Raw genomic sequence first — 23,067 nt, 5'->3', positions numbered from 1 at the left:
GAGGAATGATCATGAGTGTCAATCAAGAAATCGTCCAATTATTAAATAAGGAATTGACTGGTTATCGGCCACAGCAAACACAAATCGTCTTGGAATTATTAGATGAAGGCAACACAGTTCCTTTTATTGCCCGCTATCGTAAAGAACGCACGGGCAGCTTAGATGAAGTCCAAATTCGTGAAATTGAAGAACGGTACCACTATCTTGAAGGGCTGGAAAAGCGAAAACAAGAGGTTCTTCGTTTAATAGAAGAACAAGGAAAATTAACTGAAGAATTGGCCCAAGAAATTCAATCAGCCATTAAAATGCAAAAAGTCGAGGATTTGTACCGTCCATACAAACAAAAGCGGCGAACAAAAGCGACAATTGCTAAAGAAAATGGTTTAGAGCCGTTAGCCCAGTATCTATTGAGTTTTCCTGTTAGCGGTGATGTTTATGCTGAAGCTGCTACTTATATTAATGAGGAAGTTCCAAGTGCTGAAGCTGCGTTACAAGGTGCCCATGAAATAGTAGCGGAACAAGTCAGTGATCATCCTGAATTCCGGACGTGGATTCGTGATTACACAAAAAATTATGGTTTATATCAAAGCAAAGTAAAAGATGCAGAAAAAGATGAGAAAGAAGTCTATGGCATGTATTATGACTTTGTTGAACCGATTATGAAAATGGTTTCTCACCGAGTATTAGCTTCCAACCGTGGAGAAAAAGAAGACATTTTAAAAGTAGAGATTGCGGTAGATGAAGAAAAAATCTTTTCTTATTTAGAACGAAAGCTAGTTGAAAATAACCAATCTGTTACTGCTAATTTTATTCGTGAAGCGTATAAAGATAGTTATAAACGATTTATTGGCCCAGCAATTGAGCGGGAAATTCGTAACGAATTAACTGAACAGGCAGATGAGCAGGCTATTGCGATTTTTGGTGAGAATTTACGAAATTTATTATTGCAGCCACCGTTGAAAGGTAAGGTTGTCTTAGGTTTTGACCCTGCTTATCGAACAGGGTGTAAACTTGCAATAGTAGATGCAACTGGAAAGGTCCTAGCAATTGAGGTCATTTATCCTCATAAGCCTGCATCACAGGTTAAGCGTCAAGCAGCAGGTCCAGCGTTACGAGCATTGATTGAGAAGTTTGATGTTGAAATGATCGCTATCGGAAACGGAACAGCTAGTCGAGAATCAGAATTATTTGTAGCTGAGCAAATAAAGCAAGTGAACAGAGAAGTTTTCTATGTAATTGTCAATGAGGCTGGTGCCTCTGTTTATTCGGCTAGTGCCATCGCTCGTAAAGAGTTTCCTGATTTGCAAGTAGAAGAACGCAGTGCGGTCAGTATTGCCCGTCGTTTGCAGGATCCATTAGCCGAGCTAGTAAAAATTGATCCTAAAGCAGTCGGAGTTGGCCAATATCAGCACGATGTTTCACAAAAACGCTTGTCAGAACAATTGGACTTTGTCGTAGAAACAGCAGTAAACCAAGTTGGCGTTAACGTGAATACTGCTAGCCCGCAACTGTTGCAATATGCCTCTGGTTTAAATAAAACTACCGCACAAAATATTGTCACTTACCGTGATGAGAATGGCGGATTTACTTCGCGTCCGCAGTTAAAGAAAGTACCTCGCCTAGGGCCTAAAGCATACGAACAAGCTGTTGGTTTCTTACGTATTCCGGATGGGAAAAACGTATTGGACAATACGTCCATTCATCCTGAAAGTTATGATAGTGCCAAAGAAATTTTAAAGCAAGCCAATGTGTCTTTAAAAGAATTAGGCACAGAAGCAGCGACTGAACAATTGAAAAGCCTAAATATAAATCAGCTAAGCCAAACATTGGCGATTGGTAAAGAAACAATCCAAGATATTCTGCAAGCATTACTACAACCAGGTCGAGATATGCGAGATGAAATGGCGGCTCCACTATTGCGTCAAGACGTGTTAAGTATGGAAGATTTGAAACCGGGTATGGAATTGCAAGGAACTGTTCGTAACGTTATTGACTTTGGTGCTTTTGTTGATATCGGAGTAAAACAAGATGGACTGGTTCATATTTCTAAGTTAAGTAATAAGTTTGTGAAGCACCCGACAGATGTAGTGTCTGTCGGTGATGTAGTAACCGTTTGGGTCGAAGCTATTGACGTTAAGAAGGCAAGGATCAGCTTAACTATGATTCCGATGACAGAAAATGACTAAAGATGAATTGCAGCAATTGGTGGAGAAAATATCGTTGGAGGCGTTCCAACAGCCTTTTGTTCATCAAGCGAGTTTTAATCGCCGATTGAAATCAACAGGTGGACGTTACCACTTAACTAATCACAATCTTGATTTTAACCCCTTGATTTACGAGCGTTATGGGATGGATGAATTAGTCAAAGTAATTAAACATGAATTATGTCATTATCATCTTCACTTGGCTGGGAGAGGGTATCAGCATAAGGATCGAGAATTCAAAGAGTTGCTACAACAAACAGGTGGGTCAAGGTATTCTCCTCCACTGGCTAATGCGACAATCCATCACTACTGTTGTCGAAATTGTGGGAAAAAGATTCAGAGACGCAGAAAAATTGATACTGAGCGTTATGTTTGTGGAGGTTGTCATGGTCAATTATTGTTTGTAAAAACGGTAAAACCATCTTTCTAAGTAAGTTTTAGAGCCTCAGGTTTCTATTAGAGAAGAAAAAATTGCTATTTTAGCATTTTTATACGATAATGTGAGTCGAACAAAACGTACCAAAGTAGAGGATAGAGGGATAAGATGAATAACAAGGATACGCTTTATCATTTTGTTGGAATCAAGGGTTCAGGAATGAGTTCTTTAGCACTAGTTTTATTTGAAAAAGGTTATCAGGTGCAAGGATCAGATGTTGAAAAATACTTTTTTACCCAACGTGATCTGGAAAAAGCTGGAATTAAAATTTTGCCTTTTGACAAAGAAAATATTCAACCTGGGATGAAAATCATTGCTGGAAATGCCTTTCCTGATACGCATGAAGAAGTAGTCCGTGCTAAAGAATTAGGTTTGGAAGTCATTCGTTACCATGATTTTATCGGGCAGTTTATTCAACCGTATACCAGTATTGCAGTAACGGGTTCTCATGGGAAGACTAGTACGACTGGTCTGCTGTCACATGTACTCAGTGGGCTTGCACCAACTAGTTATTTAATTGGTGATGGCACTGGACATGGTGTTCCAGATGCAAAATTCTTTTCATTTGAGGCTTGTGAATACCAACGTCATTTTTTAGCGTACTCTCCTGATTATGCCATCATGACCAACATTGACTTCGATCATCCAGATTATTTCAAGAGTATTGATGATGTATTTGAAGCATTCCAAACATTGGCCTCACAAGTCAAAAAGGGGATCTTTGCCTATGGCGACGATGAGTATTTGCGTAAATTAAAGACGGATGTACCTATTTATTTTTACGGTTTGTCTGATAATGATGATATTCAAGCGCGTAATATTGTTCGCACAACTAATGGTTCAGCTTTTGATGTTTACCACAAAGACTGCTTTATTGGGCGTTTCTCCGTACCATCATATGGTAAACATAATATTTTGAATGCACTATCTGTTCTAGCAGTGGCATACTTTGAAGGTTTAGATATGGAAAAAGTAAAAGAAGAAATGTTGACCTTCTCTGGAGTAAAGCGCCGCTTTAGCGAAAAGAAGGTTGCAGACATGGTTATTGTTGATGACTACGCCCATCATCCAGCTGAAATTACTGCAACAATCGATGCGGCTCGTCAAAAATATCCAGATAAAGAATTAATTGCTGTCTTCCAACCGCACACGTTCAGTCGTACGATTGCTTTGATCGATGAATTTGCAGAAGCTTTAGATAAAGCAGATCGCGTGTATTTATTAGATATTTTCTCCTCAGCCCGCGAAACTAGTGGTGAGGTGAAGATTGAAGATTTAGGAAACAAGGTACAAAAAGGTGGCCTAGTTATGCAAGAAGACAATATGTCTCCGTTGTTAGACTATGAAAACGGCGTTGTTATCTTCATGGGTGCAGGAGATGTCCAACGTTTTGAACGTGCGTATGAGGATCTTTTGAGCAACACAACTAGAAATGTATTATAAGTAATAAAATATATAAGCAAAGGGCTGGTTTAATCTCGGATTAGATCAGTCTTTTCTGACTTAAAAAATGCAAAAAAATCTTGATTCTTAGATTTATCTTGTAAAGAATTGAACCAGCTTGTGTTTTTACGACGTTCTGATAAAATATGAATAAGATTAAACAACGGAGGGAAACGATTTGTATAATATGAAGGCGAGAAAAATTGGAAAGACGATTGATGAAATCGAGGAAGGGGACTCGTTATCCTTAACTGAATCAATCGAAGACAATCAGTTGCTCTTGTATCTGGGATTAACGAATGATGCAAATCCACTATATATTCAACATGATTTTGTTAAAGAGACTGAATATGAACGTCCGGTTGTACCATCAATCATGTTAATGGGGATTATCACGAGTGCAATTTCTAAGCATCTGCCTGGTCCTGGTTCCCATGTCGTGAACTTTTCCATCAATTTTATCGACCCGGTGTATCATTACGAAACCTTAACTTTTGAATTTGAAGTGATCAAAGTAGACAAAATGAAAGATGTGGTCACTATTTCAGTAGAAGCGACAAATAGTGAAGAAAAACGAATTTTAGATGCGGTTGTGATGGTTAAGCCACCAACTTTTAAACTAGAGGAGGAAACAAATGAATAATCAACAAGCAATTACTGGATTAAATCGATTTTACGGGAAGATTTATGGCTACCTGGCTTTAGGGATTGGGATTAGCGCAATTGTATCGTACTTGACTTTAGAAGTATTTACTGTGCAAGTAGCTAACTTTGTTAATGGATTTCCGCTAGGCTTTTTTGGCTTATGGATCGTAGAAATTATCTTAGTCATTATGTTAGGAGCTAAGGCACAAACAAACCCTAGTCTGGCAATTGGTGGGTTTATCGCCTATTCAATGTTGAATGGATTGACTTTGTCAGTCACATTGGCGATGTACGAAATTGGGACAGTTACACAAGCATTTGTTACGGCTTCTGTAACGTTTGTAGCGATGTCGTTAGTTGGTACATTTACTAAACGTGATTTGTCAGGTATTGGACGAGCAGCCTTAAGTTGTTTAATAGGTATTATCATCGCAATGCTATTAAATATTTTCATCTTGCACAGTGGTGTAGTAGATCTATTTATTTCTATTTTGATGGTGGTGATTATGTCAGCAATTACTGCATATGACAATCAAATGATCCGTCGAATTTACCAACAAACAAATGGTCAAGCAGGTTCAGGAGTTGCGGTCTTTATGGCATTACAACTATATCTTGATTTTATCAACTTGTTTATCTCATTCTTACGTATCTTCGGCAGCAATAACTAAAAGGCGAGCAATCGCCTTTTTTTGATGATTAAGCTTCTCAAATCAGCCTCACGATCGCATGCTGGCTTGAGAAGTCTTTTTTGTGACTTGGATGCTTTTCAATTTAAGGCATACTTTGGTAGAATAAAGCGTAAAGGAGTCGATAAAATGACTAAAAATAAACTCTTACTAGTAGATGGAAATAGCGTTGCTTTCCGTGCATTTTTTGCTTTACATAATTCATTGGAACGGTTTAAAAATAAAAATGGGTTGCACACGAATGCAATCTATGCGTTTAACAACATGTTTGAGAACGTAATGGATAGGGAAAAACCGACCCATGTTTTGGTAGCCTTTGATGCTGGGAAAACGACATTCCGAACGGAGAAGTATGGCGAATACAAAGGAGGGCGCTCAAAAACGCCTAGTGAATTTCGTGAGCAGATGCCTTACATTCGCGAACTATTACAAGGCCTAGGCGTCAAACATTATGAATTGGATAACTATGAAGCAGATGATATTATCGGCACTTTGGCTAAACAAGCGGCTGATGCTGACTTTGAAGTAGTTGTTCTTTCAGGAGATCGTGACTTAACTCAGTTAGCTAATGATAAGGTTACTGTAGACATTACAGTAAAAGGTGTTAGTGATATTGAGTCTTATACACCTGAACATGTAGCTGAAAAATATGATGGTCTTACACCTAATCAAATCATTGACATGAAAGGATTAGCTGGTGACACCTCAGATAATTACCCTGGGGTGACTAAAATTGGTGAAAAAACTGCGATTAAGTTGCTGAAAGAATATGGTAGTGTCGAAGGTGTTTATGAACACATCGATGAAATGAAACAAAGCAAGATGAAGGAAAACTTGATTAATGACAAAGAACAAGCCTTTCTTTCAAAAGAACTGGCAACGATTGTTACAGATGCACCCGTTACAATTTCGTTGGAAGAGCTGGCTTATTTTGGTAAGGACATGGACAAATTAGTTTCCTTCTATAAAGAGATGGACTTTAAACAGTTCTTGAGCAAGTTGAATGTAGAAGAAGAGCAAGTAGAGATGGAAGATATCATTTATCAAGTAGTAAATGAATATGATGCGTCCATGTTCTCCGCAGATTCAGTTTTGTATGTGGAAATGCTGGAGGATAACTACCACACAGCCGATATTGTGGGTATTGCTTGGGGGACCAAAAAGAAAGTGTACGTAACTGACGACTTGGCAATTTTTGAGAATGCTGACTTTAAAGCTTGGCTGGAAACGGCTAACGGTAAAAAAGTGTATGATGCAAAACGGACTTATGTTGCATTGAATCGTTACATCACAAAAACTGAAGGCATTAACTTTGATGTGTTGCTTGCTGCCTATTTACTAGATACTAATGATAATAGTAACGATATTGCAGGAGTAGCCCAGCATTACGGGTACACAGAGATCCAACCAGACGAACAGGTTTATGGAAAGGGTGCAAAAAAAGGTCTGCCAGAAGACGAAGAGGTCTTTTATAATCATTTGGCTCGTAAAGTTAATGCGATCCACTTTTTAAGTAATCACCTAGAAAAAGGTCTAGAAGAAAAGAAACAAGATGAACTGTTTTACAAAATGGAATTGCCATTGTCCCGTATTCTAGCTGAAATGGAAATCATGGGGATTACAGTTGATGCACAACGTCTTCAAAATATGCGTGGGGAATTTTCAGCACGACTGCAAGATATCGAGCAAAGAATCTATGAAGAAGCCGGTGAAGAGTTCAATATTAATTCGCCGAAACAATTAGGGGTTATTCTATTTGAGAAGATGGAATTGCCAGTAATTAAGAAAACTAAAACGGGGTATTCTACTGCAGTGGATGTTTTAGAACAGTTGCAAGAGCAAGCGCCGATAGTGGCAGATATTTTAAATTACCGCCAAATTGCTAAGATTCAATCGACGTATGTTGAGGGCTTATTAAAAGTAATTCAGTCTGATAATAAAGTGCATACCCGCTACTTGCAGACATTGACACAAACAGGACGCTTAAGCTCGGTGGATCCTAACCTGCAAAATATTCCGATACGGTTGGAAGAAGGCCGCAAGATTCGAGAAGCTTTTGTGCCTAGTGAGAAGGACTGGCTGATTTACTCTTCGGACTATTCACAAATTGAGTTACGAGTGTTGGCCCATATTTCGGGTGACAAGCATTTAATCGAGGCTTTCAAAGAAGGGATGGATATCCACGCCAGCACAGCAATGCGAATTTTTGGTATTGAGAAAGATCAAGTGACACCGAATATGCGTCGCGATGCGAAAGCAGTGAACTTTGGGATTGTTTATGGGATATCTGATTATGGTTTGTCTCAAAACTTAGGAATTTCTCGTAAAGCTGCCCAAGAGTATATTGATACGTATTTTGAGAATTATCCTGATGTGAAACGTTATATGGAAGAAAGTGTTCGTGAAGCAAAAGATCTAGGTTATTCAGCGACACTCTACAATCGTCGCCGGTATCTTCCAGATATTAATTCTCGAAATTTCAATGTTCGCTCGTTTGCTGAACGAACAGCCATCAACACCCCTATTCAAGGTAGTGCAGCAGATATTTTAAAATTAGCGATGATTGAACTAGCTAAGCGCTTAAAAACTGAAAAACTACAAGCTAATATGCTATTACAAGTGCATGATGAGTTAGTGTTTGAAGTACCTGAAACGGAGTTAGAAACATTGGATCAGTTGGTTAAAGAAGTAATGGAAAATACTGTGCAACTAGATGTTCCATTAATCACAGACAGCAGTTGGGGAAAAACTTGGTATGAAGCAAAATAACTAAAAGCTGGAAAATTTCCAGCTTTTCCCTTAGGAGTGACAAATAATGCCAGAATTACCAGAAGTTGAAACAGTCCGTAGAGGCTTAGTTTCATTAGTTATCGGAAAAACCATCAGTGAAGTTGATGTGCTGTGGCCTAAAATAATTGAATCACCTGAAGTGGATCAGTTTCGTAACGAGTTAGTGGGAGAGACGATTGAATCTGTAGGTCGAAGAGGGAAATACTTGATTTTTCACTTTACTCATTACGATATGGTTTCACATTTACGGATGGAAGGAAAATATGAGTTTTTTTCTAAAGCAACGCCATTAGATAAACATAGCCATGTACGTTTTATTTTTACTGATGGATCTGAATTGGTTTACCATGATGTGCGTAAGTTTGGTCGAATGAGTTTAATGAAGAGGAATACAGGTTTAGAGTATAAAGGTATTCAACAATTAGGACCTGAACCTACTGAGGAGACCTTTGATGTAGTTGAATTTGAAAAACGCTTGAACAAGGCGCATACAATGATTAAACCTTTGCTGCTAAATCAGAAAATCGTAGCTGGTCTGGGTAATATCTATGTTGACGAGGTACTTTGGCTGGCTAAAATCCATCCTGAACAACCTGCGAATACCTTAACTAGAAAAGAAATTGAGGTATTGCACCAAGCAATTATTTCTGTGATTACTAAAGCTAAGGAAGCTGGAGGCACAACGATTCGGACATACTTGAATGCTCTTGGCGAAGCCGGACACTTTCAACAAGAGCTTAATGTTTACGGGCAAACTGGGAACCCCTGTCCACGTTGCGGTACACCGATTGCCAAAACAAAAGTTGCTCAACGTGGTACTCATTACTGTCCCCACTGTCAACAATTGAAGAGGTGAAAACATGAGTTATGTGTTAGGAGTTACTGGTGGTATTGCCAGCGGGAAATCAACGGTAGTAAAGATATTTCGAGAGGCTGGATTTCCAGTTGTAGATGGCGACATTGTAGCGCGCCAAGTGGTTGAACCGGGCACACCTGGATTAGCAGCACTAATAGATGTTTTTGGCGGAGAAATTATCACATCAGCCGGAACACTTAATCGCAAAAAATTAGGGAATCTCATTTTTTCAGATGCTAAGGAACGTCAAAAGCTTAATCATACTCTAGATCCTTATATTCGTGATGAAATCGATCAACAAATCAACACAGCCAAACTCGATAGCCCATTAGTAATTGCAGATATTCCACTATTATTCGAGGGACATTATGAAAGAAAAATGGACGCTGTGGCGGTAGTATATGTCGATCAAGCCACGCAGATGCAAAGACTAATGCGTAGAAATAATCTGACGGAAACCGAAGCGACAAGTCGCATCCGAAGTCAAATGTCTTTAGAAGAAAAAAAACAACTTGCCGATTTCGTTTTTGATAATCGTGGGAGCATGGAAGAAACAAAGCACCAGGTAATTCAATGGTTAAAAAAACAAGACTTTGACTAATAAAGATTTTCAAAAAACACAACAAAGCTTTTTTTAGCCATTGGGATATGATAAACTCGTGTTACAATAAAATAATATCATCTGAGAGGTGAAAAACATGCGTTGCCCAAGATGTAATCATAATAACTCCAGAGTCATTGATAGTCGGCAAACTGATGATGGACGCGCTATTCGAAGACGACGAGAATGTGAAAATTGTGGTTTCCGCTTCACGACCTTTGAACGAATTGAAGCCGTACCACTTTTAGTAATTAAACGTAATGGTGATCGAGAAGAATTTAATCGCGACAAAATTTTGCGTGGATTAATTCGTTCAGCTGAAAAACGACCTGTCGCTATGGAACAAATGGAACAAATAGTGGACCATGTAGAAAACCGTGTTCGCAGTTTAGGTGAAAATGAAGTATCGACCAGCCAGATTGGTGAGTATGTCATGGAAGACCTGATGAATGTAGATGAAATTGCGTACATTCGCTTTGCTAGCGTTTATCGTCAGTTCAAAGATATGTCGGTTTTCTTGAAAGAATTACAAGAAATCGTGGATAAAGCAAAATCCACAGATGCAAAAGAATAGACTGCTTTATGAAGGAAAGTATAGCAATTCGAATGGTTAACATAGATTTATTTAGGGGGCTAGTTTGTGACATCTGAATTAAAGCCAACGACGATTTACACTGTCTATGGCAGTCCTCAGCTTGATGAAAGTCGCCAACAATCTTTACTTTTTTTATACCAGCCGATTATCGGTGCTGAAGCATTAAGCCTTTATTTGAGCTTATCAGGAGACATTACCATCGAAGGCAAAAGTCCTGAGTTGATGCATGCTGATTTGTTAGCAGCGATTGACAATGGGTTAGCAGCTATGGTAAAAGGACGAGAAAAATTAGAGGGTATAGGTTTAATGACTACCTACCAAAAGGAAGACTCTGATTTAGGGTTACTAATGTATTACCAGTTAATAAATCCTTTGACCCCGACTACGTTTTTTCAAGACGCGCTAATGTGCTATTTGCTAGTGGAAAAAATTGGTGAAAGGCGGTTTCAACGTTTAGTTGATCGCTTCCGTCCTAAAAGTATTCCAACAGAAGGATTAACAAACATTACTAAACGTTTTCGTGATGTTTATCGTTTTGAAGAAGACCGTTTTGAGTCAAATGCTGAGCTGTTTGATGATACTCACGAGAAATTTATTATGCCAGAAACACCTACCAGTAAGTTTGACTGGAAATTTTTCCGTCAACAATTAAAAAAATTCAATCTGAATTTAGCTGAGGATGATCAAGAAAAACTTGATGCGTTACATCAAATGTATGGAATTGATGAGATGGAAATGTTAGATTTTGCTGTGAAATCTAGCGAGAGAAATCAAATTCAACTGCCGTTTTTACGAAAATTAATTGTAAAATCAAAGCAAGCGAAAATAGCCCCTGTTCAGAATTCGACAGAGATGTCAGCCACAACGACACTTTCTGAAGGTTTTTCGAAGGCGGAACAAGAAATTATTCGGCAAAGTGAAACAATCCCACCGATTAAATATTTGCAAGCGATCAAGAAACAAAAGGGTGGCTATGAAACTAATCAAGAAATTCGCTTAATTGAAGATCTTCTCAGTCGTCATTTATTTCCGAATAGTGTAGTAAATATTTTAATCAATTATATTTTAGTGATACAAAATCAAGCGATAATTAATCAAAATTATCTGAATGCGATCGCTAATGACTGGGCACAAAGAAAAATCCAACGACCTGAAGAAGCTATAGTGCACGTTCGCCAGGCAGATCAAAAACTAGTGAAGAAAACAAGTTCGGGTCGCCGAAATACCGGAGTTCGTAAGACACCAGGCCGAAAAGAAACGCTGCCATCACATATTAAAGAACCGCCGAAAGAGAAAAAAATTAGTCCAGAAAAAGAGGCTGAACTCAATCGTAAGTTGGCAGAATATTTGAACAAAGAGGGTGAAAGTTAATGGAAGATGTAGGCAAAGAGTTAAACCGAATTATAAAATCTCGTGGTGTAGATGGACGCTATCGCGAAATGATGCAAGAAGTGTTGCAGGATACCGATGTCCGCAGCTTCATTGAATTGCATAAGGCTAAGTTGACACAAGAAGATATTGAAAAATCATTTGCTAAGCTGTATGAATTTGTTCAAGAAAAGAAAAAATTTTTAGCGAATGATCCTACGATGATAGCTCCTGGGTATGAACCTAAATTAGCTCTTAACTTTCACTTTATTGATGTTACTTATGTGCCGACAGATGAGTTATTGAAACGTAAAAAAGAAGAAGAAATTCGTAACCGGATTAATTCAGTCGATATGCCTAAGGACATTCGTCAAGCTTCAATACGCACCTTTGAGGTAACCTCTGGAAGAAGTGAAGCGTTGGAAGCTGCCTTGGACTTTATCAACCTGTATCATGCAACGCCAAAAGATTTTCACAAATCTTTATATTTAGTTGGGGATTTTGGAGTAGGAAAAACTTATTTACTAGGTGCAATGGCTCATGAACTGGCAGTAAAAGGACATGAGACAACATTAGTTCACTTTCCAACTTTTGCCAGTGAAATGAAACAAGCGATCTCTACGGATAAAGTGGGACCAAAGTTGGATGAAGTAAAACGAGCCCCCATTTTAATGATTGATGATATTGGCGCTGATTCAATGAGTGCTTGGATTCGAGATGATATTCTTGGAGTCATTCTTCAATATCGGATGCAGGAACAATTGCCAACGTTCTTTTCATCTAATTTTGACATGCTGCAGTTGGAAGAACACTTGTCTGTTACCCAACGAGGAGATGAAGAACCGTTAAAAGCCAAACGGATTATGGAACGAATTCGCTATCTAAGTAAAGAAATTTGGATGATTGGTGAGAATCGGCGAAACGGTTAAAAAAGAATTTGCTGAGAAAAAACAAAATGCCCCATTAAAAAGCGAAGCCGATTCGTCTTTTTTTGGGGTGCTTTTTTTGATGAGTGCTATAATTAAAGACAGGAAGTGACTTAATGAATGCCAATGAATTATCGCCACGTTTACAAATAGTGGCAAACTACGTACCACAGGATGCACGATTAGCAGATATTGGTTCAGACCATGCTTATTTACCGGTTGCTCTCGTGCTAAATAAAAAAATCCAGTATGCAATTGCGGGTGAAGTGGTTCAAGGACCTTATGAAGCGGCACAAAGACAAGTAGCTAAAAATGGACTGGATCAATCGATTGAAGTCCGCTTGGCAGATGGTTTAGAAGCAGTTTTTTTAAAAGATCATATAAATGCTATCACGATTTGTGGAATGGGCGGCGTATTGATTCGCGATATTTTAGCTCGTGGTAAACATCTCCAGCGATTGTCGGGTACCGAAAAACTTATACTTCAACCCAATGTGGGTGAAAAGCAATTGAGAAAATGGTTGGCAGCCGAAGGTTATACAATTACTGCTGAAGAAATTTTGGAAGATCATCGCAAGGTTTATGAAGTAATTGTGGCAGAAAAATTGGAAGATCCTGTCGAGTATGCACCACAGGAATTGTTGTTTGGTCCGTTTTTGTTGAATGAGCGGTCTGAAATTTTTTTAGAAAAATGGCAACGTCAGCTTACTAAGCTGGAAAAGGTTCGCGCAAATTTAGCAAGAAGTGATCAGCAGCTAACTGAAAAAATTAAACAAGTTGAGCAAGAAATTCAATGGATTCAGGAGGTTTTACATGAAAGCAAGTAAATTTATTGAGCGTTTTAACCGGTATTGTCCAGAATGGTTAGCTGAAGAAGGCGATCCGGTCGGCTTACACATTGGAACATTAAACAAGGATATTCAACGGGTGATGATGAGCCTAGACGTGCGTCCAGCGGTAGTAGCTGAGGCTATCGATAAAAAAATTGATTTACTGGTGGTGAAGCATCCACCAATTTTTCGCCCGATTGATCGTTTAGTAACGGATGATGTTCAGACTAAGATGTACGCTGATTTATTGAAGCATGATATAGCTGTTTATGCGGCCCACACCAATATGGACATTATTCCCGATGGATTGAACGATTGGTTTTGCGAACTGTTGGGAGTTGAGGATACAACTTATTTAGTTGAAAGTCATTCGATCCCTATGAAAAAACTGGCGGTTTATGTTCCGATGGATCAAGCAAAAGAGATGCGCGAAGCTTTAGCCAACGCCGGTGCTGGGAAGCAAGGAAACTATAAAGCGACTTCATATACTTTATCAGGTACTGGGCGTTTTACGCCGGTTGGAGATGCAAATCCCACTATTGGCGAAGTAAATCAGCCAGAACAAGTCCAAGAAAGTAAAATTGAGGTTATTTTTCCGGAAACGATCGAGAATCAAGTTGTGTCTGCGATGCTGGCAGCTCATCCCTATGAGGAGCCTGCTTATGATGTTTACACATTAGATAATTCACCCATGAAATATGGAATCGGCCGAATTGGGGAGTTAGCAAAACCTGTTTCAACAGAAGAATTTGTACAGCAGGTGAAAAAGGCTTTTGATTTAGAAGGACTTCGAGTTGTTTATCCTAAGCAATCCAAAGAAACGATTCAGAGAGTCGCAATTTGTGGTGGCAGTGCAGAAAAGTTTTATAAAGACGCTGTACGTCAAGGTGCTGATGTTTACATTACTGGAGATGTCTATTATCATACTGCGCACGATATGCAAGAAACAGGAATGGTAGTGATCGATCCAGGGCACTATATCGAAATGCTGTGCAAAGAAAAAATGGTTGCACTGTTTAATCAATGGAAAGACGAAGAGGATTGGAATGTGTCATTCTTTGTCTCAGAAGTCTCAACCAATCCTTTTTCTTTTAAATAAAATTGTAGAGGAGAGAAACAGTATGTACGAAAATTTATTACCACGTTTTTTACGCTATGTAAAAACAGAAACTCGTTCGGATGCAACAAGCATGACCACTCCAACTACCCAAACTCAGGTAGCTTTTGCCCACGAGTTGATGAAGGAATTAGAAGAGATTGGGATGCAAGATATTATCTATAACGAGTCAAATGGGTATGTCATCGCAACTTTACCAAGCAATATAGATGAAAAGGTTCGTACAATCGGTTTCATTGCCCACATGGATACCGCTGATTTCAATGCTGAAGGTGTGAATCCTCAAATTATTGAAAATTATGATGGTGAATCAACAATAAAATTGGACAAAGACGGAAAATATACCTTGAACACTAAAGATTTTCCTAATTTGAAAAACTATAAAGATCAAACCTTAATTACAACGGATGGCTCAACTCTTTTAGGTGCGGATGACAAATCAGGCATTGCTGAAATAATGACGGCAATGGAATACTTAATTCAACATCCTGAAATTAAACACGGCGAAGTACGAGTGGGTTTTGGACCGGATGAAGAAATTGGTATCGGAGCAGATAAATTCGATGTGAAGCAGTTTGATACAGATTTTGCTTACACAATGGATGGTGGACCATTAGGTGAATTACAATTTGAAACCTTCAGTGCAGCGCAAGCGACTATCACATTGGTAGGTAAGAATGTTCATCCCGGCACTGCTAAAAATACAATGGTAAATGCTTTACAATTAGCAATTGATTTTCATGACCAATTGCCAGAAGGTGAAAGACCTGAAAAAACGGAAGGTCGAGAAGGTTTCTACCATCTATTAGCTTTGGACGGAAACGTTGAAGAGGCAAAAATGACCTACATTATCCGTGATCATGATCGTGATAAATTTGAAGCACGCAAAGAACTGATTTTAGCGATTCAAAAAGAAATGAACCAAAAATTCGATACTGAGCGTGTGGTAGTTGATATGTATGATCAGTACTATAACATGGGAGAAGTTATTGAGAAGGATATGACGGTGATTGAGTTAGCCAAAAGTGCGATGGAAGAAGTTGGTGTAACGCCGGTCATTGAACCGATTCGTGGTGGAACAGATGGTTCAAAAATTTCTTTCCTAGGAATTCCGACTCCAAATATTTTTGCCGGTGGCGAAAATATGCACGGACGTTTTGAGTTTGTTTCCTTGCAAACAATGGAAAAGGCAATCGACGTGATAGTTAAAATTATTGAAAATAATGCTAAATAAAACAACTTGATTGTTGAACTTCTTGCTCATGATTACATAAGTAATTTGTGTAATATGAGTAAGAAGTCTTTTTTTAGGTTAGTTTTTTTGCTCCAACACCAATAGTATGATAGGCTAGACAAAACAGATAAATGAGGGCTTATCATGAAACTTTCCGCCAATCGAAAGTTGTTCTTAAACATCTTCTTATTTTTGGTGGTAATCGGATTAATTATATTTGTTATCCGCGACTCTTTAGGTGAAATTTTCGAGGAATTAACAACCACACCTTGGCCGATTCTAGCTGGTGTTACTGCTTTTGGGGTAATAAGTCAGCTGATCGAAGGGTATACGATAAAAAATATTGCAGGAGAATACAATCCATCGTTTTCTATTATGGATGGTTTCTTTGCATCTGCCTATGCGACGTTTTACCGAGTAGTGACCTTTGGCACAGGATCAATCGTGGCAGAAGTTATTTATTATCGCAAAAAAGAGTTGAAATTGTCTCAGGGGACTGGGGTAACCGCGCTAAGGATGATTACCTATAAAATTGCAGTGATGATTTGGGCGATCATTTTCCTATTTTTAGAATCAGACGTTTTGCAACAAGAAGTCCCTAATGGTATTATGCTTGTTTTAATTGGTATGTCAGTAACTTTAGCAATTGTTGCTGTGTTGCTTTTATTCAGCCTAAATGTCAGTGCTCAAGTAGTCTTTGTAAAGATTTCTAATCGCATCTTTAAAAAACAGCGGTGGAGAGACCTAGTAGACCGTGCCAATTTACAATTTTACTCATTACGGGAGACGATCCAAACATTCATCCAAGATAAACCGGTGGTGTTCAAAGTGTTTGCCTCTAATATGACAAAATTGGCAGTATGGTATGTTATCCCCTATTTTATATTGAGTCAGAGCTATCCAAATTTGTCGATAACTTTGTCTATTGCACTGATTAGTTTTACTGTTACATTGGGTGGTGTTTTGCCAGCGCCGGGAGGAATTGGCGGGCTGGAATTTGTCTATGTCCTGCTATTTAAGCACATTGTAGATGATGTTGATGCAGTATCTTCTTTATTGTTATATCGTTATGCAACCTATTTGATGCCTTTTTTAATAGGTATGGTTTATGTGCTAATAACTAAACAAAAAGAAATCAAAACAGAATATGAAGAAGCAAAAGAAACCAAAAAAGAAGTTGACGAGCAATCGTAACTTCTTTTTTGGTTATTCTTCACTTAATAGCGGATTACTAACTTTCCAATCAGCTGATTAGATTCAACGAGTTGATGGGCTTGATACATGACATCAGGAGAAAAACCATCTAACGTTTTGGTCAAAGTTGATTGAAGCATTTCTTTAGATAATAATTTTGTCAATAATGTTAAGGCTTTACCTTGGGTTTCAATACGGAAGTTATAATCAGTCTTAGCAAAAATATATTCTCCAACAAAGCTGCCAGATTTTTTCTGTAATTTTGTTAAATCATGGTCTTTGGCAGTAGTAACTGTTGAGCCAAGATTTCCAAGTGGACTTAATAACTCAGACATTTCATCATAATACTGGTCTGCAGAATGCAACACAGCTATGTATGGTAATGAATCATAACCTAATTTATTTATTTGCTTTGTCAAATTTTTACGATGATTTATAACGAAATCAGCGCCTAAACTTGTGCACCATTTAATTGATTCTGGTCGTGATGCGGTAGCAATAACAGTCAAACCAAGCCATTTCGCCAATTGAATCATGATGGAACCCACACCTCCAGCGCCATTTATAATAAGTATCGTTCCGATATTGCAATTTTCTTTCGCAGTTAATCCCATCTTTTCAATGAGCAATTCATAAGCAGTTAAAAAAGCTAAGGGCATTGCAGCTGCTTTTTCTGCGGAAAGATTTTCTGGCAATTTTGCAATAATTCGAGAATCGACAATTTGTTTCTCACTATAGCTGCCGTATCGAGTTGTAGTGCCAGCAAATAGGACCCGATCGCCAGCCACAAGGTCTGGAACTTTTCCTCCAACTTGGGTGACAATACCAACGCTGTCGAATCCTAAGATATGTGGTGCTTTGGTTCCTTTTCCTGATTGACGAAGTTGGGTGTCAATGGAATTGATTGAAATCGCAATGTTTTGGACCATTACGTCATATTCAGTTAATTTAGGTAGCATAATTTCAAATGTTTCAAAAAAATTTCCATCAGCTAATCCGAAGCCTTTTTCAAAGCCAATTGCTCTAGAAATCATCTACTCATCTCCTTATGAATTGTTACAAAACTATATTTATCGAGGTCTTCATCTAATTATGCGATTAATTTTTTAGCTATCTACCTAGCTATACAAAGTTAAGCGATTGCCCAGTAAAAAAATTGTAGCATTTTCCTTAAAAGTCTACGAAAGTTATGCTTTTTATATAGAAAATTTTTGACCAATTTTGACCAAAGGAGTATAATTTTATGTGTGAGGGAAACCTCAAAGGTCAAAGGAGGTAATTAAATGAATATTGAAAAAATGACCACCACCTTGCAAGAAGCCATTGCTGAAGCACAACAAATTGCAGTAACCCGCCAACACCAAGAGATTGATATTGCTCATTTATGGAAGATATTTTTTCAGCCTAACCATTTTGGACGTAATTTTTACACAGATGCCGGAGTTGACGTGGAAGCCTTTGAAAAGGAAGTGGATCGAGCATTAGATGAGTATCCAACTGTTGCTGGAGGCAATGTGCGCTACGGTCAGAACCTTAGTCAAAATTTGTTTTCACTATTGAGTGAAGCGGATAAATTGCGGGAACAATTCCAAGACGAGTATCTCTCAACTGAGATTATTTTACTTGCTCTGATGAATTTAAAAAACTATCGTTTGACTAAGTATTTGAATCAAACGGGCTTAAATAAAAAAGAAGTACAGAAGAATATTGAAGAAATTAGAGGAGGGGATCGTGTGACTTCTCAAAACCAAGAAGAAACCTACAAAGCATTAGAAAAATATGGTGTTGATCTGGTTCAACAAGTAAAAAATGGGAAACAAGATCCAATTATTGGTCGTGATGAAGAAATTCGCGATGTGATTCGGATTTTATCTCGTAAAACGAAAAACAATCCTGTGTTGATCGGAGAACCCGGTGTTGGTAAAACTGCGATAGTCGAAGGGTTGGCCCAACGTATTGTTCGTAAAGATGTTCCAGAAAATTTAAAAGACAAAACGATTTTTTCTTTAGACATGGGCTCGTTGATTGCTGGTGCTAAATTCCGAGGTGAATTTGAAGAGCGTTTGAAATCTGTTTTAAAAGAAGTAAAAAAATCAGACGGTCAAATTTTATTGTTTATTGACGAAATTCATAACATTGTTGGTGCTGGTAAAACAGAAGGTAGCATGGATGCTGGAAACCTTCTAAAACCAATGCTGGCTCGTGGAGAATTACATTTAATCGGAGCAACAACTTTAGATGAATACCGACAGTATATGGAAAAAGACAAGGCATTAGAACGTCGATTCCAAAAGGTGTTGGTAAAAGAACCGACTGTTCAAGATACAATAAGTATTTTGCGGGGGTTAAAAGAACGATTTGAAATTCACCATAGTGTAAATATTCATGATAATGCGTTGGTAGCTGCAGCTACACTGTCGGATCGCTATATTACGGATCGCTTTTTACCAGACAAGGCAATTGATCTAGTCGATGAAGCCAGTGCAAGCATCCGGGTGGAAATGAACTCAATGCCAACTGAACTGGATCAAGTAACCCGTCGTTTAATGCAGCTAGAGATTGAAGAAGCGGCTTTGAAAAAGGAAACGGATGATGCCAGTAAAAAACGTCTAAGTAATCTACAAGAAGAATTGGCGGACTTACGGGAAGAAGCCAATGCCATGAAGCTGCAGTGGGAAACTGAAAAAGAAGAAGTCAATGCAGTATCCAATAAACGGGCAGAAATCGATCAAGCGAAACATGAATTAGAAGATGCCGAAAATAATTATGACTTAGAACGAGCTGCAGTTTTGCGCCACGGCACGATTCCACAATTGGAAAAAGAATTGGCAGACTTGGAAGCAAAAAATGAGTCCAATGATATTCGTATGGTACAAGAATCTGTTACTGAAAATGAAATTGCTCAAGTAGTTGCTCGTCTGACTGGGATTCCAGTTACTAAACTGGTGGAAGGTGAACGAGAAAAACTGTTGAGTCTGAATAATACACTGCACCAACGAGTGATTGGGCAGGATGAAGCTGTCGATGCTGTGAGCGATGCAGTCTTGCGATCTCGGGCAGGACTACAAGACCCTAACCGACCTTTGGGTTCATTCTTATTTCTGGGTCCAACGGGGGTCGGAAAAACTGAACTTGCTAAGGCATTAGCTGAAAACTTATTTGACTCCGAAGATCACATGGTGCGGATTGACATGAGTGAATACATGGAAAAACATTCCGTCTCACGTTTAGTTGGAGCACCTCCTGGTTATGTGGGTTATGAAGAAGGCGGTCAATTAACAGAAGCTGTGCGTCGTAATCCTTACACTATCATTTTATTAGATGAAATCGAGAAAGCTCATCCAGATGTTTTTAACATTTTGTTGCAAGTTTTGGATGATGGCCGTTTGACTGATTCGAAGGGGCGCGTCGTTGATTTTAAAAACACAGTATTGATTATGACTAGTAACATCGGTTCACAGCTATTGTTAGACGGTGTGACCGCCGATGGAGAGATTCCCGAACCAATCCAAGAGCAGGTAATGAATCTGCTGAGAAGTCATTTTAAACCAGAATTCTTGAACCGGATTGACGATACGATTTTGTTTACTCCGTTGAGCTTAGAGAACGTTAAAGGTATCGTTGAAAAATTAGTGGCACAATTATCCTCGCGACTAGAGGATCAAGAAATACAATTAGTCATTACTGATCAAGCAAAAGCTTGGATAGCTGAAAATGCTTACGAACCACAATATGGAGCAAGACCGTTGAAACGCTTTATTACTCGCGAGGTAGAGACTCCGCTAGCTAAAGAAATTATAGCTGGTCGCGTGTTGCCAAAAACGCAAGTGACGATAGAACTGTTAGCCGATCAATTGGTCTTTCAAAACGAACCAATTGAAGACTGATAGTTGAGCGATGCAAGTGAAAATGATAAATTTGTGATGAAATTTTTCATGAATTATCATTTTCGCTTGCTTTTTTCTTTCAAAATGTGGATAATGCTACTATATTTTTACGCTTATATATCGTCATGATAGGGATGACAGTTTCTACCTTGTGCCGTAAACGCAAGACTATAAGCAAAAATCGTACGTTTGGCGTACCTTTTTTGCTTTTTGCAGAATTGGTGCGTCTTTTGTTTAAACAAAAGACCACAGAGAGGGAGAGAATCATGAAAGAATTAACGGATCGTATTAAGAAAAATGGACGAGTATTGGGTGATGGTGTATTGAAGGTTGACGAGTTTGTTACGCACCAAGTTGATCCAGTGTTGATGGAAGCTACTGGCCAACGTTTTGCTGAAGTTTTTGCTGATCAAAAAATCACGAAAGTTGTCACTATTGAGTCATCAGGAATTGCACCTGCGGTTTATGCGGCCCAAGCTTTACAAGTACCAATGATTTTTGCCCGCAAGTCTAAAAGCTTAACTATGGATGAGGAATTATTAACTTCTTCGGTTTACTCATTTACTAAGCAAGTAACTAGCACGATCTCAATTTCTCGTAAATTCTTGTCTAATGAGGATCGAGTATTGTTGATTGATGATTTTTTGGCAAACGGTCAAGCAGCAAAAGGTTTGATTGAATTGTGTCAACAAGCTGGAGCTGAAGTAGCTGGTATTGGTATTCTGATTGAAAAATCCTTTCAAGATGGTCGTCAATTATTAGAAGACATGGGTATCTCTGTCGTTTCTCTTGCTAGAATCAAATCCCTAAATGACGGTAAAGTAGCATTTTTAGAGGAGGATGCATAATTTTGTCAAAGCAAGATGGAAATGGAAAAGCCGCTGTCCTGGGATTGCAGCATTTATTAGCAATGTATGCGGGAGCGGTGGCTGTTCCCTTATTAATCGGAACAGGTTTAGGATTTAATGAATCACAAATGACGTATTTGATTTCCATTGATATTTTCATGTGCGGTATTGCAACGTTACTTCAACTAACGGTTAATAAATTTTTTGGAATTGGTCTGCCAGTTGTTCTCGGTTGTGCTATCCAAGCAGTTGCGCCGTTGATTCTAATTGGTCAAAATAAAGGAATCGGAGCGATTTATGGTTCGATAATTGCCGCAGGGGTCTTTATTGTGTTGATTGCTGGATTTTTTTCTAAAGTAGAAAAATTGTTTCCCTCAGTAGTAACTGGAACCGTAATTACTACAATTGGCTTAACTCTGATCCCAGTAGCGATTACTAAAATGGGTGGTGGTGATGCTACGGCTGAAAACTTTGGGAACCCAACAACGTTAATGCTAGCTTTTGTAACAATCGCACTTATTTTAGTAGTACAAATTTTCGGAAAAGGTTTTGTTCGATCAATTGCCGTTCTGGTGGGCTTAGTAGGAGGTACGCTACTAGCGATGGCCTTAGGACAAGTAGATTTTTCTGCAATTGGTCATGCTCCATTATTTCATGTTCCACAGCCTTTTTACTTCGGGACACCAACTTTTGATGTGTCCTCGATTCTATTAATGATCATTATTTCTATAGTAAGCATGGTCGAATCAACAGGTGTGTACTTTGCATTAGGTGACATTACTGGTAAAAAGGTACAGGAGGATGACTTGAAGCGTGGTTACCGGGCGGAAGGATTGGCGGTAGTTTTAGGTGGGATTTTTAATACCTTCCCATATACTGGTTTTTCGCAAAATGTTGGCTTGGTTCAGTTATCTGGAATCAAGACCCGCAGACCTATTTACTTTTCGGCATTTTTCTTGATTATCTTAGGCCTATTTCCGAAAATCGGTGCGCTGGCACAGATCATTCCTGAACCTGTTTTAGGCGGCGGGATGCTTGTGATGTTCGGTATGGTAGCTGTCCAAGGAATGAAAATGTTATCGAGTGTTGACTTTCATGATGAAAAAAACCTCTTGATCATCGCTATTTCGATTGGATTTGGTTTAGGATTCAATGCGATGCCAACTTTATTTAACCAATTACCAGAAACTGTTCAAATGTTTACTGGCAATGGTATCGTTATGAGCAGCCTTTCTGCAATTATTTTGAATTTAGTTTTTCATGGATATCCTCGCAAATCGAAAGTGTCTCCAGAGGTTGCAAAAGCTTCACATTTACACTCGTAAAAATTCTAGACATGTGTCGGACTCGACACATGTCTTTTTTTGACCAAATACGAACGATAGTCGTAAAAAATTAAATATC

The 23,067-nt window shown here is 38.6% G+C and carries 19 protein-coding genes and 1 riboswitch; of the genes, 18 read left to right on the top strand and 1 reads right to left on the bottom strand.

The window, feature by feature from the left end; all coding sequences use genetic code 11:
• Positions 1–5 precede the first annotated feature (5 nt).
• The 15 genes from IGI42_RS02395 (at position 6) to IGI42_RS02325 (ending at position 16,928) form a co-directional block, all read left to right on the top strand.
• A complete protein-coding gene (locus tag IGI42_RS02395; protein ID WP_438714061.1) occupies positions 6–2,186 on the top strand; it encodes a Tex family protein in 2,181 nt (726 codons plus the stop codon).
• A complete protein-coding gene (locus tag IGI42_RS02390) occupies positions 2,179–2,634 on the top strand; it encodes a SprT family protein (RefSeq protein WP_438714059.1) in 456 nt (151 codons plus the stop codon). The genes IGI42_RS02395 and IGI42_RS02390 overlap by 8 nt, the downstream gene beginning before the upstream one ends.
• A 114-nt stretch (positions 2,635–2,748) precedes the next feature.
• Positions 2,749–4,083, top strand: a complete 1,335-nt coding sequence (gene murC, locus IGI42_RS02385) for a UDP-N-acetylmuramate--L-alanine ligase (protein WP_438714058.1) — start codon at positions 2,749–2,751, stop codon at positions 4,081–4,083.
• A gap of 187 nt (positions 4,084–4,270) precedes the next feature.
• A complete protein-coding gene (locus tag IGI42_RS02380; protein ID WP_438717000.1) occupies positions 4,271–4,726 on the top strand; it encodes a MaoC family dehydratase in 456 nt (151 codons plus the stop codon).
• Positions 4,719–5,399 (top strand): Bax inhibitor-1/YccA family protein, encoded by a 681-nt coding sequence (locus IGI42_RS02375; RefSeq protein ID WP_438714057.1) that lies wholly within the window; start codon positions 4,719–4,721, stop codon positions 5,397–5,399. The genes IGI42_RS02380 and IGI42_RS02375 overlap by 8 nt, the downstream gene beginning before the upstream one ends.
• A gap of 147 nt (positions 5,400–5,546) precedes the next feature.
• Entirely contained in the window at positions 5,547–8,186 is a 2,640-nt protein-coding gene (polA, locus tag IGI42_RS02370) for a DNA polymerase I (protein WP_438714056.1), read from the top strand.
• A 46-nt stretch (positions 8,187–8,232) separates the two neighbouring features.
• Positions 8,233–9,063: a DNA-formamidopyrimidine glycosylase gene (mutM, locus tag IGI42_RS02365; protein WP_438714055.1), complete on the top strand. Its 831-nt coding sequence runs from the start codon at positions 8,233–8,235 to the stop codon at positions 9,061–9,063.
• 4 nt (positions 9,064–9,067) lie between these two features.
• The gene (coaE, locus tag IGI42_RS02360) at positions 9,068–9,664 is read left to right on the top strand and encodes a dephospho-CoA kinase (protein WP_438714053.1); all 597 of its coding nucleotides are present in this window, start codon (positions 9,068–9,070) and stop codon (positions 9,662–9,664) included.
• A gap of 97 nt (positions 9,665–9,761) precedes the next feature.
• A complete protein-coding gene (nrdR, locus tag IGI42_RS02355) occupies positions 9,762–10,238 on the top strand; it encodes a transcriptional regulator NrdR (protein WP_438714052.1) in 477 nt (158 codons plus the stop codon).
• A 66-nt stretch (positions 10,239–10,304) separates the two neighbouring features.
• Complete coding sequence (locus IGI42_RS02350) at positions 10,305–11,630, top strand: replication initiation and membrane attachment family protein (protein ID WP_438714051.1); 1,326 nt, start codon at positions 10,305–10,307, stop codon at positions 11,628–11,630.
• Positions 11,630–12,556 carry a primosomal protein DnaI gene (dnaI, locus tag IGI42_RS02345; RefSeq protein WP_438714050.1) on the top strand — a complete coding sequence of 309 codons (927 nt, stop codon included), beginning with the start codon at positions 11,630–11,632 and terminating at the stop codon, positions 12,554–12,556. Before IGI42_RS02350 ends, dnaI begins: the two co-directional genes overlap by 1 nt.
• A 113-nt stretch (positions 12,557–12,669) precedes the next feature.
• On the top strand, positions 12,670–13,380 hold the full coding sequence (locus IGI42_RS02340; protein WP_438714049.1) for a tRNA (adenine(22)-N(1))-methyltransferase: 711 nt from the start codon (positions 12,670–12,672) through the stop codon (positions 13,378–13,380).
• On the top strand, positions 13,367–14,482 hold the full coding sequence (locus tag IGI42_RS02335) for a Nif3-like dinuclear metal center hexameric protein (protein WP_438714048.1): 1,116 nt from the start codon (positions 13,367–13,369) through the stop codon (positions 14,480–14,482). The genes IGI42_RS02340 and IGI42_RS02335 overlap by 14 nt, the downstream gene beginning before the upstream one ends.
• 22 nt (positions 14,483–14,504) lie before the next feature.
• Positions 14,505–15,734, top strand: coding sequence for a peptidase T (gene pepT, locus IGI42_RS02330; protein ID WP_438714047.1), 1,230 nt, complete (start codon positions 14,505–14,507; stop codon positions 15,732–15,734).
• Positions 15,735–15,878: 144 nt separating this feature from the next.
• Positions 15,879–16,928, top strand: coding sequence for a lysylphosphatidylglycerol synthase transmembrane domain-containing protein (locus IGI42_RS02325; protein ID WP_438714046.1), 1,050 nt, complete (start codon positions 15,879–15,881; stop codon positions 16,926–16,928).
• A 23-nt stretch (positions 16,929–16,951) separates the two neighbouring features.
• Here IGI42_RS02325 and IGI42_RS02320 read toward each other — a convergent pair whose 3' ends face one another.
• Entirely contained in the window at positions 16,952–17,962 is a 1,011-nt protein-coding gene (locus IGI42_RS02320; RefSeq protein ID WP_438714045.1) for a zinc-binding alcohol dehydrogenase family protein, read from the bottom strand.
• Between the two features lie 249 nt (positions 17,963–18,211).
• Between IGI42_RS02320 and clpB the strand changes: the two genes are divergently transcribed.
• The 3 genes from clpB (at position 18,212) to IGI42_RS02305 (ending at position 22,988) form a co-directional block, all read left to right on the top strand.
• The gene (gene clpB, locus IGI42_RS02315) at positions 18,212–20,815 is read left to right on the top strand and encodes an ATP-dependent chaperone ClpB (protein ID WP_438714044.1); all 2,604 of its coding nucleotides are present in this window, start codon (positions 18,212–18,214) and stop codon (positions 20,813–20,815) included.
• 93 nt (positions 20,816–20,908) lie between these two features.
• Positions 20,909–21,006: riboswitch (purine riboswitch) on the top strand.
• A 75-nt stretch (positions 21,007–21,081) separates the two neighbouring features.
• Positions 21,082–21,663: a xanthine phosphoribosyltransferase gene (locus IGI42_RS02310; RefSeq protein WP_438714042.1), complete on the top strand. Its 582-nt coding sequence runs from the start codon at positions 21,082–21,084 to the stop codon at positions 21,661–21,663.
• A gap of 2 nt (positions 21,664–21,665) precedes the next feature.
• A complete protein-coding gene (locus tag IGI42_RS02305) occupies positions 21,666–22,988 on the top strand; it encodes a nucleobase:cation symporter-2 family protein (protein ID WP_438714040.1) in 1,323 nt (440 codons plus the stop codon).
• Positions 22,989–23,067: the final 79 nt, after the last annotated feature.

This window comes from Enterococcus sp. AZ109 (assembly GCF_051714625.1).
GTDB lineage: Bacteria > Bacillota > Bacilli > Lactobacillales > Enterococcaceae > Enterococcus_A.
The sequence above is the reverse complement of the archived record's forward strand: the minus strand, read 5'-3'. Positions and strand labels throughout refer to the sequence as shown.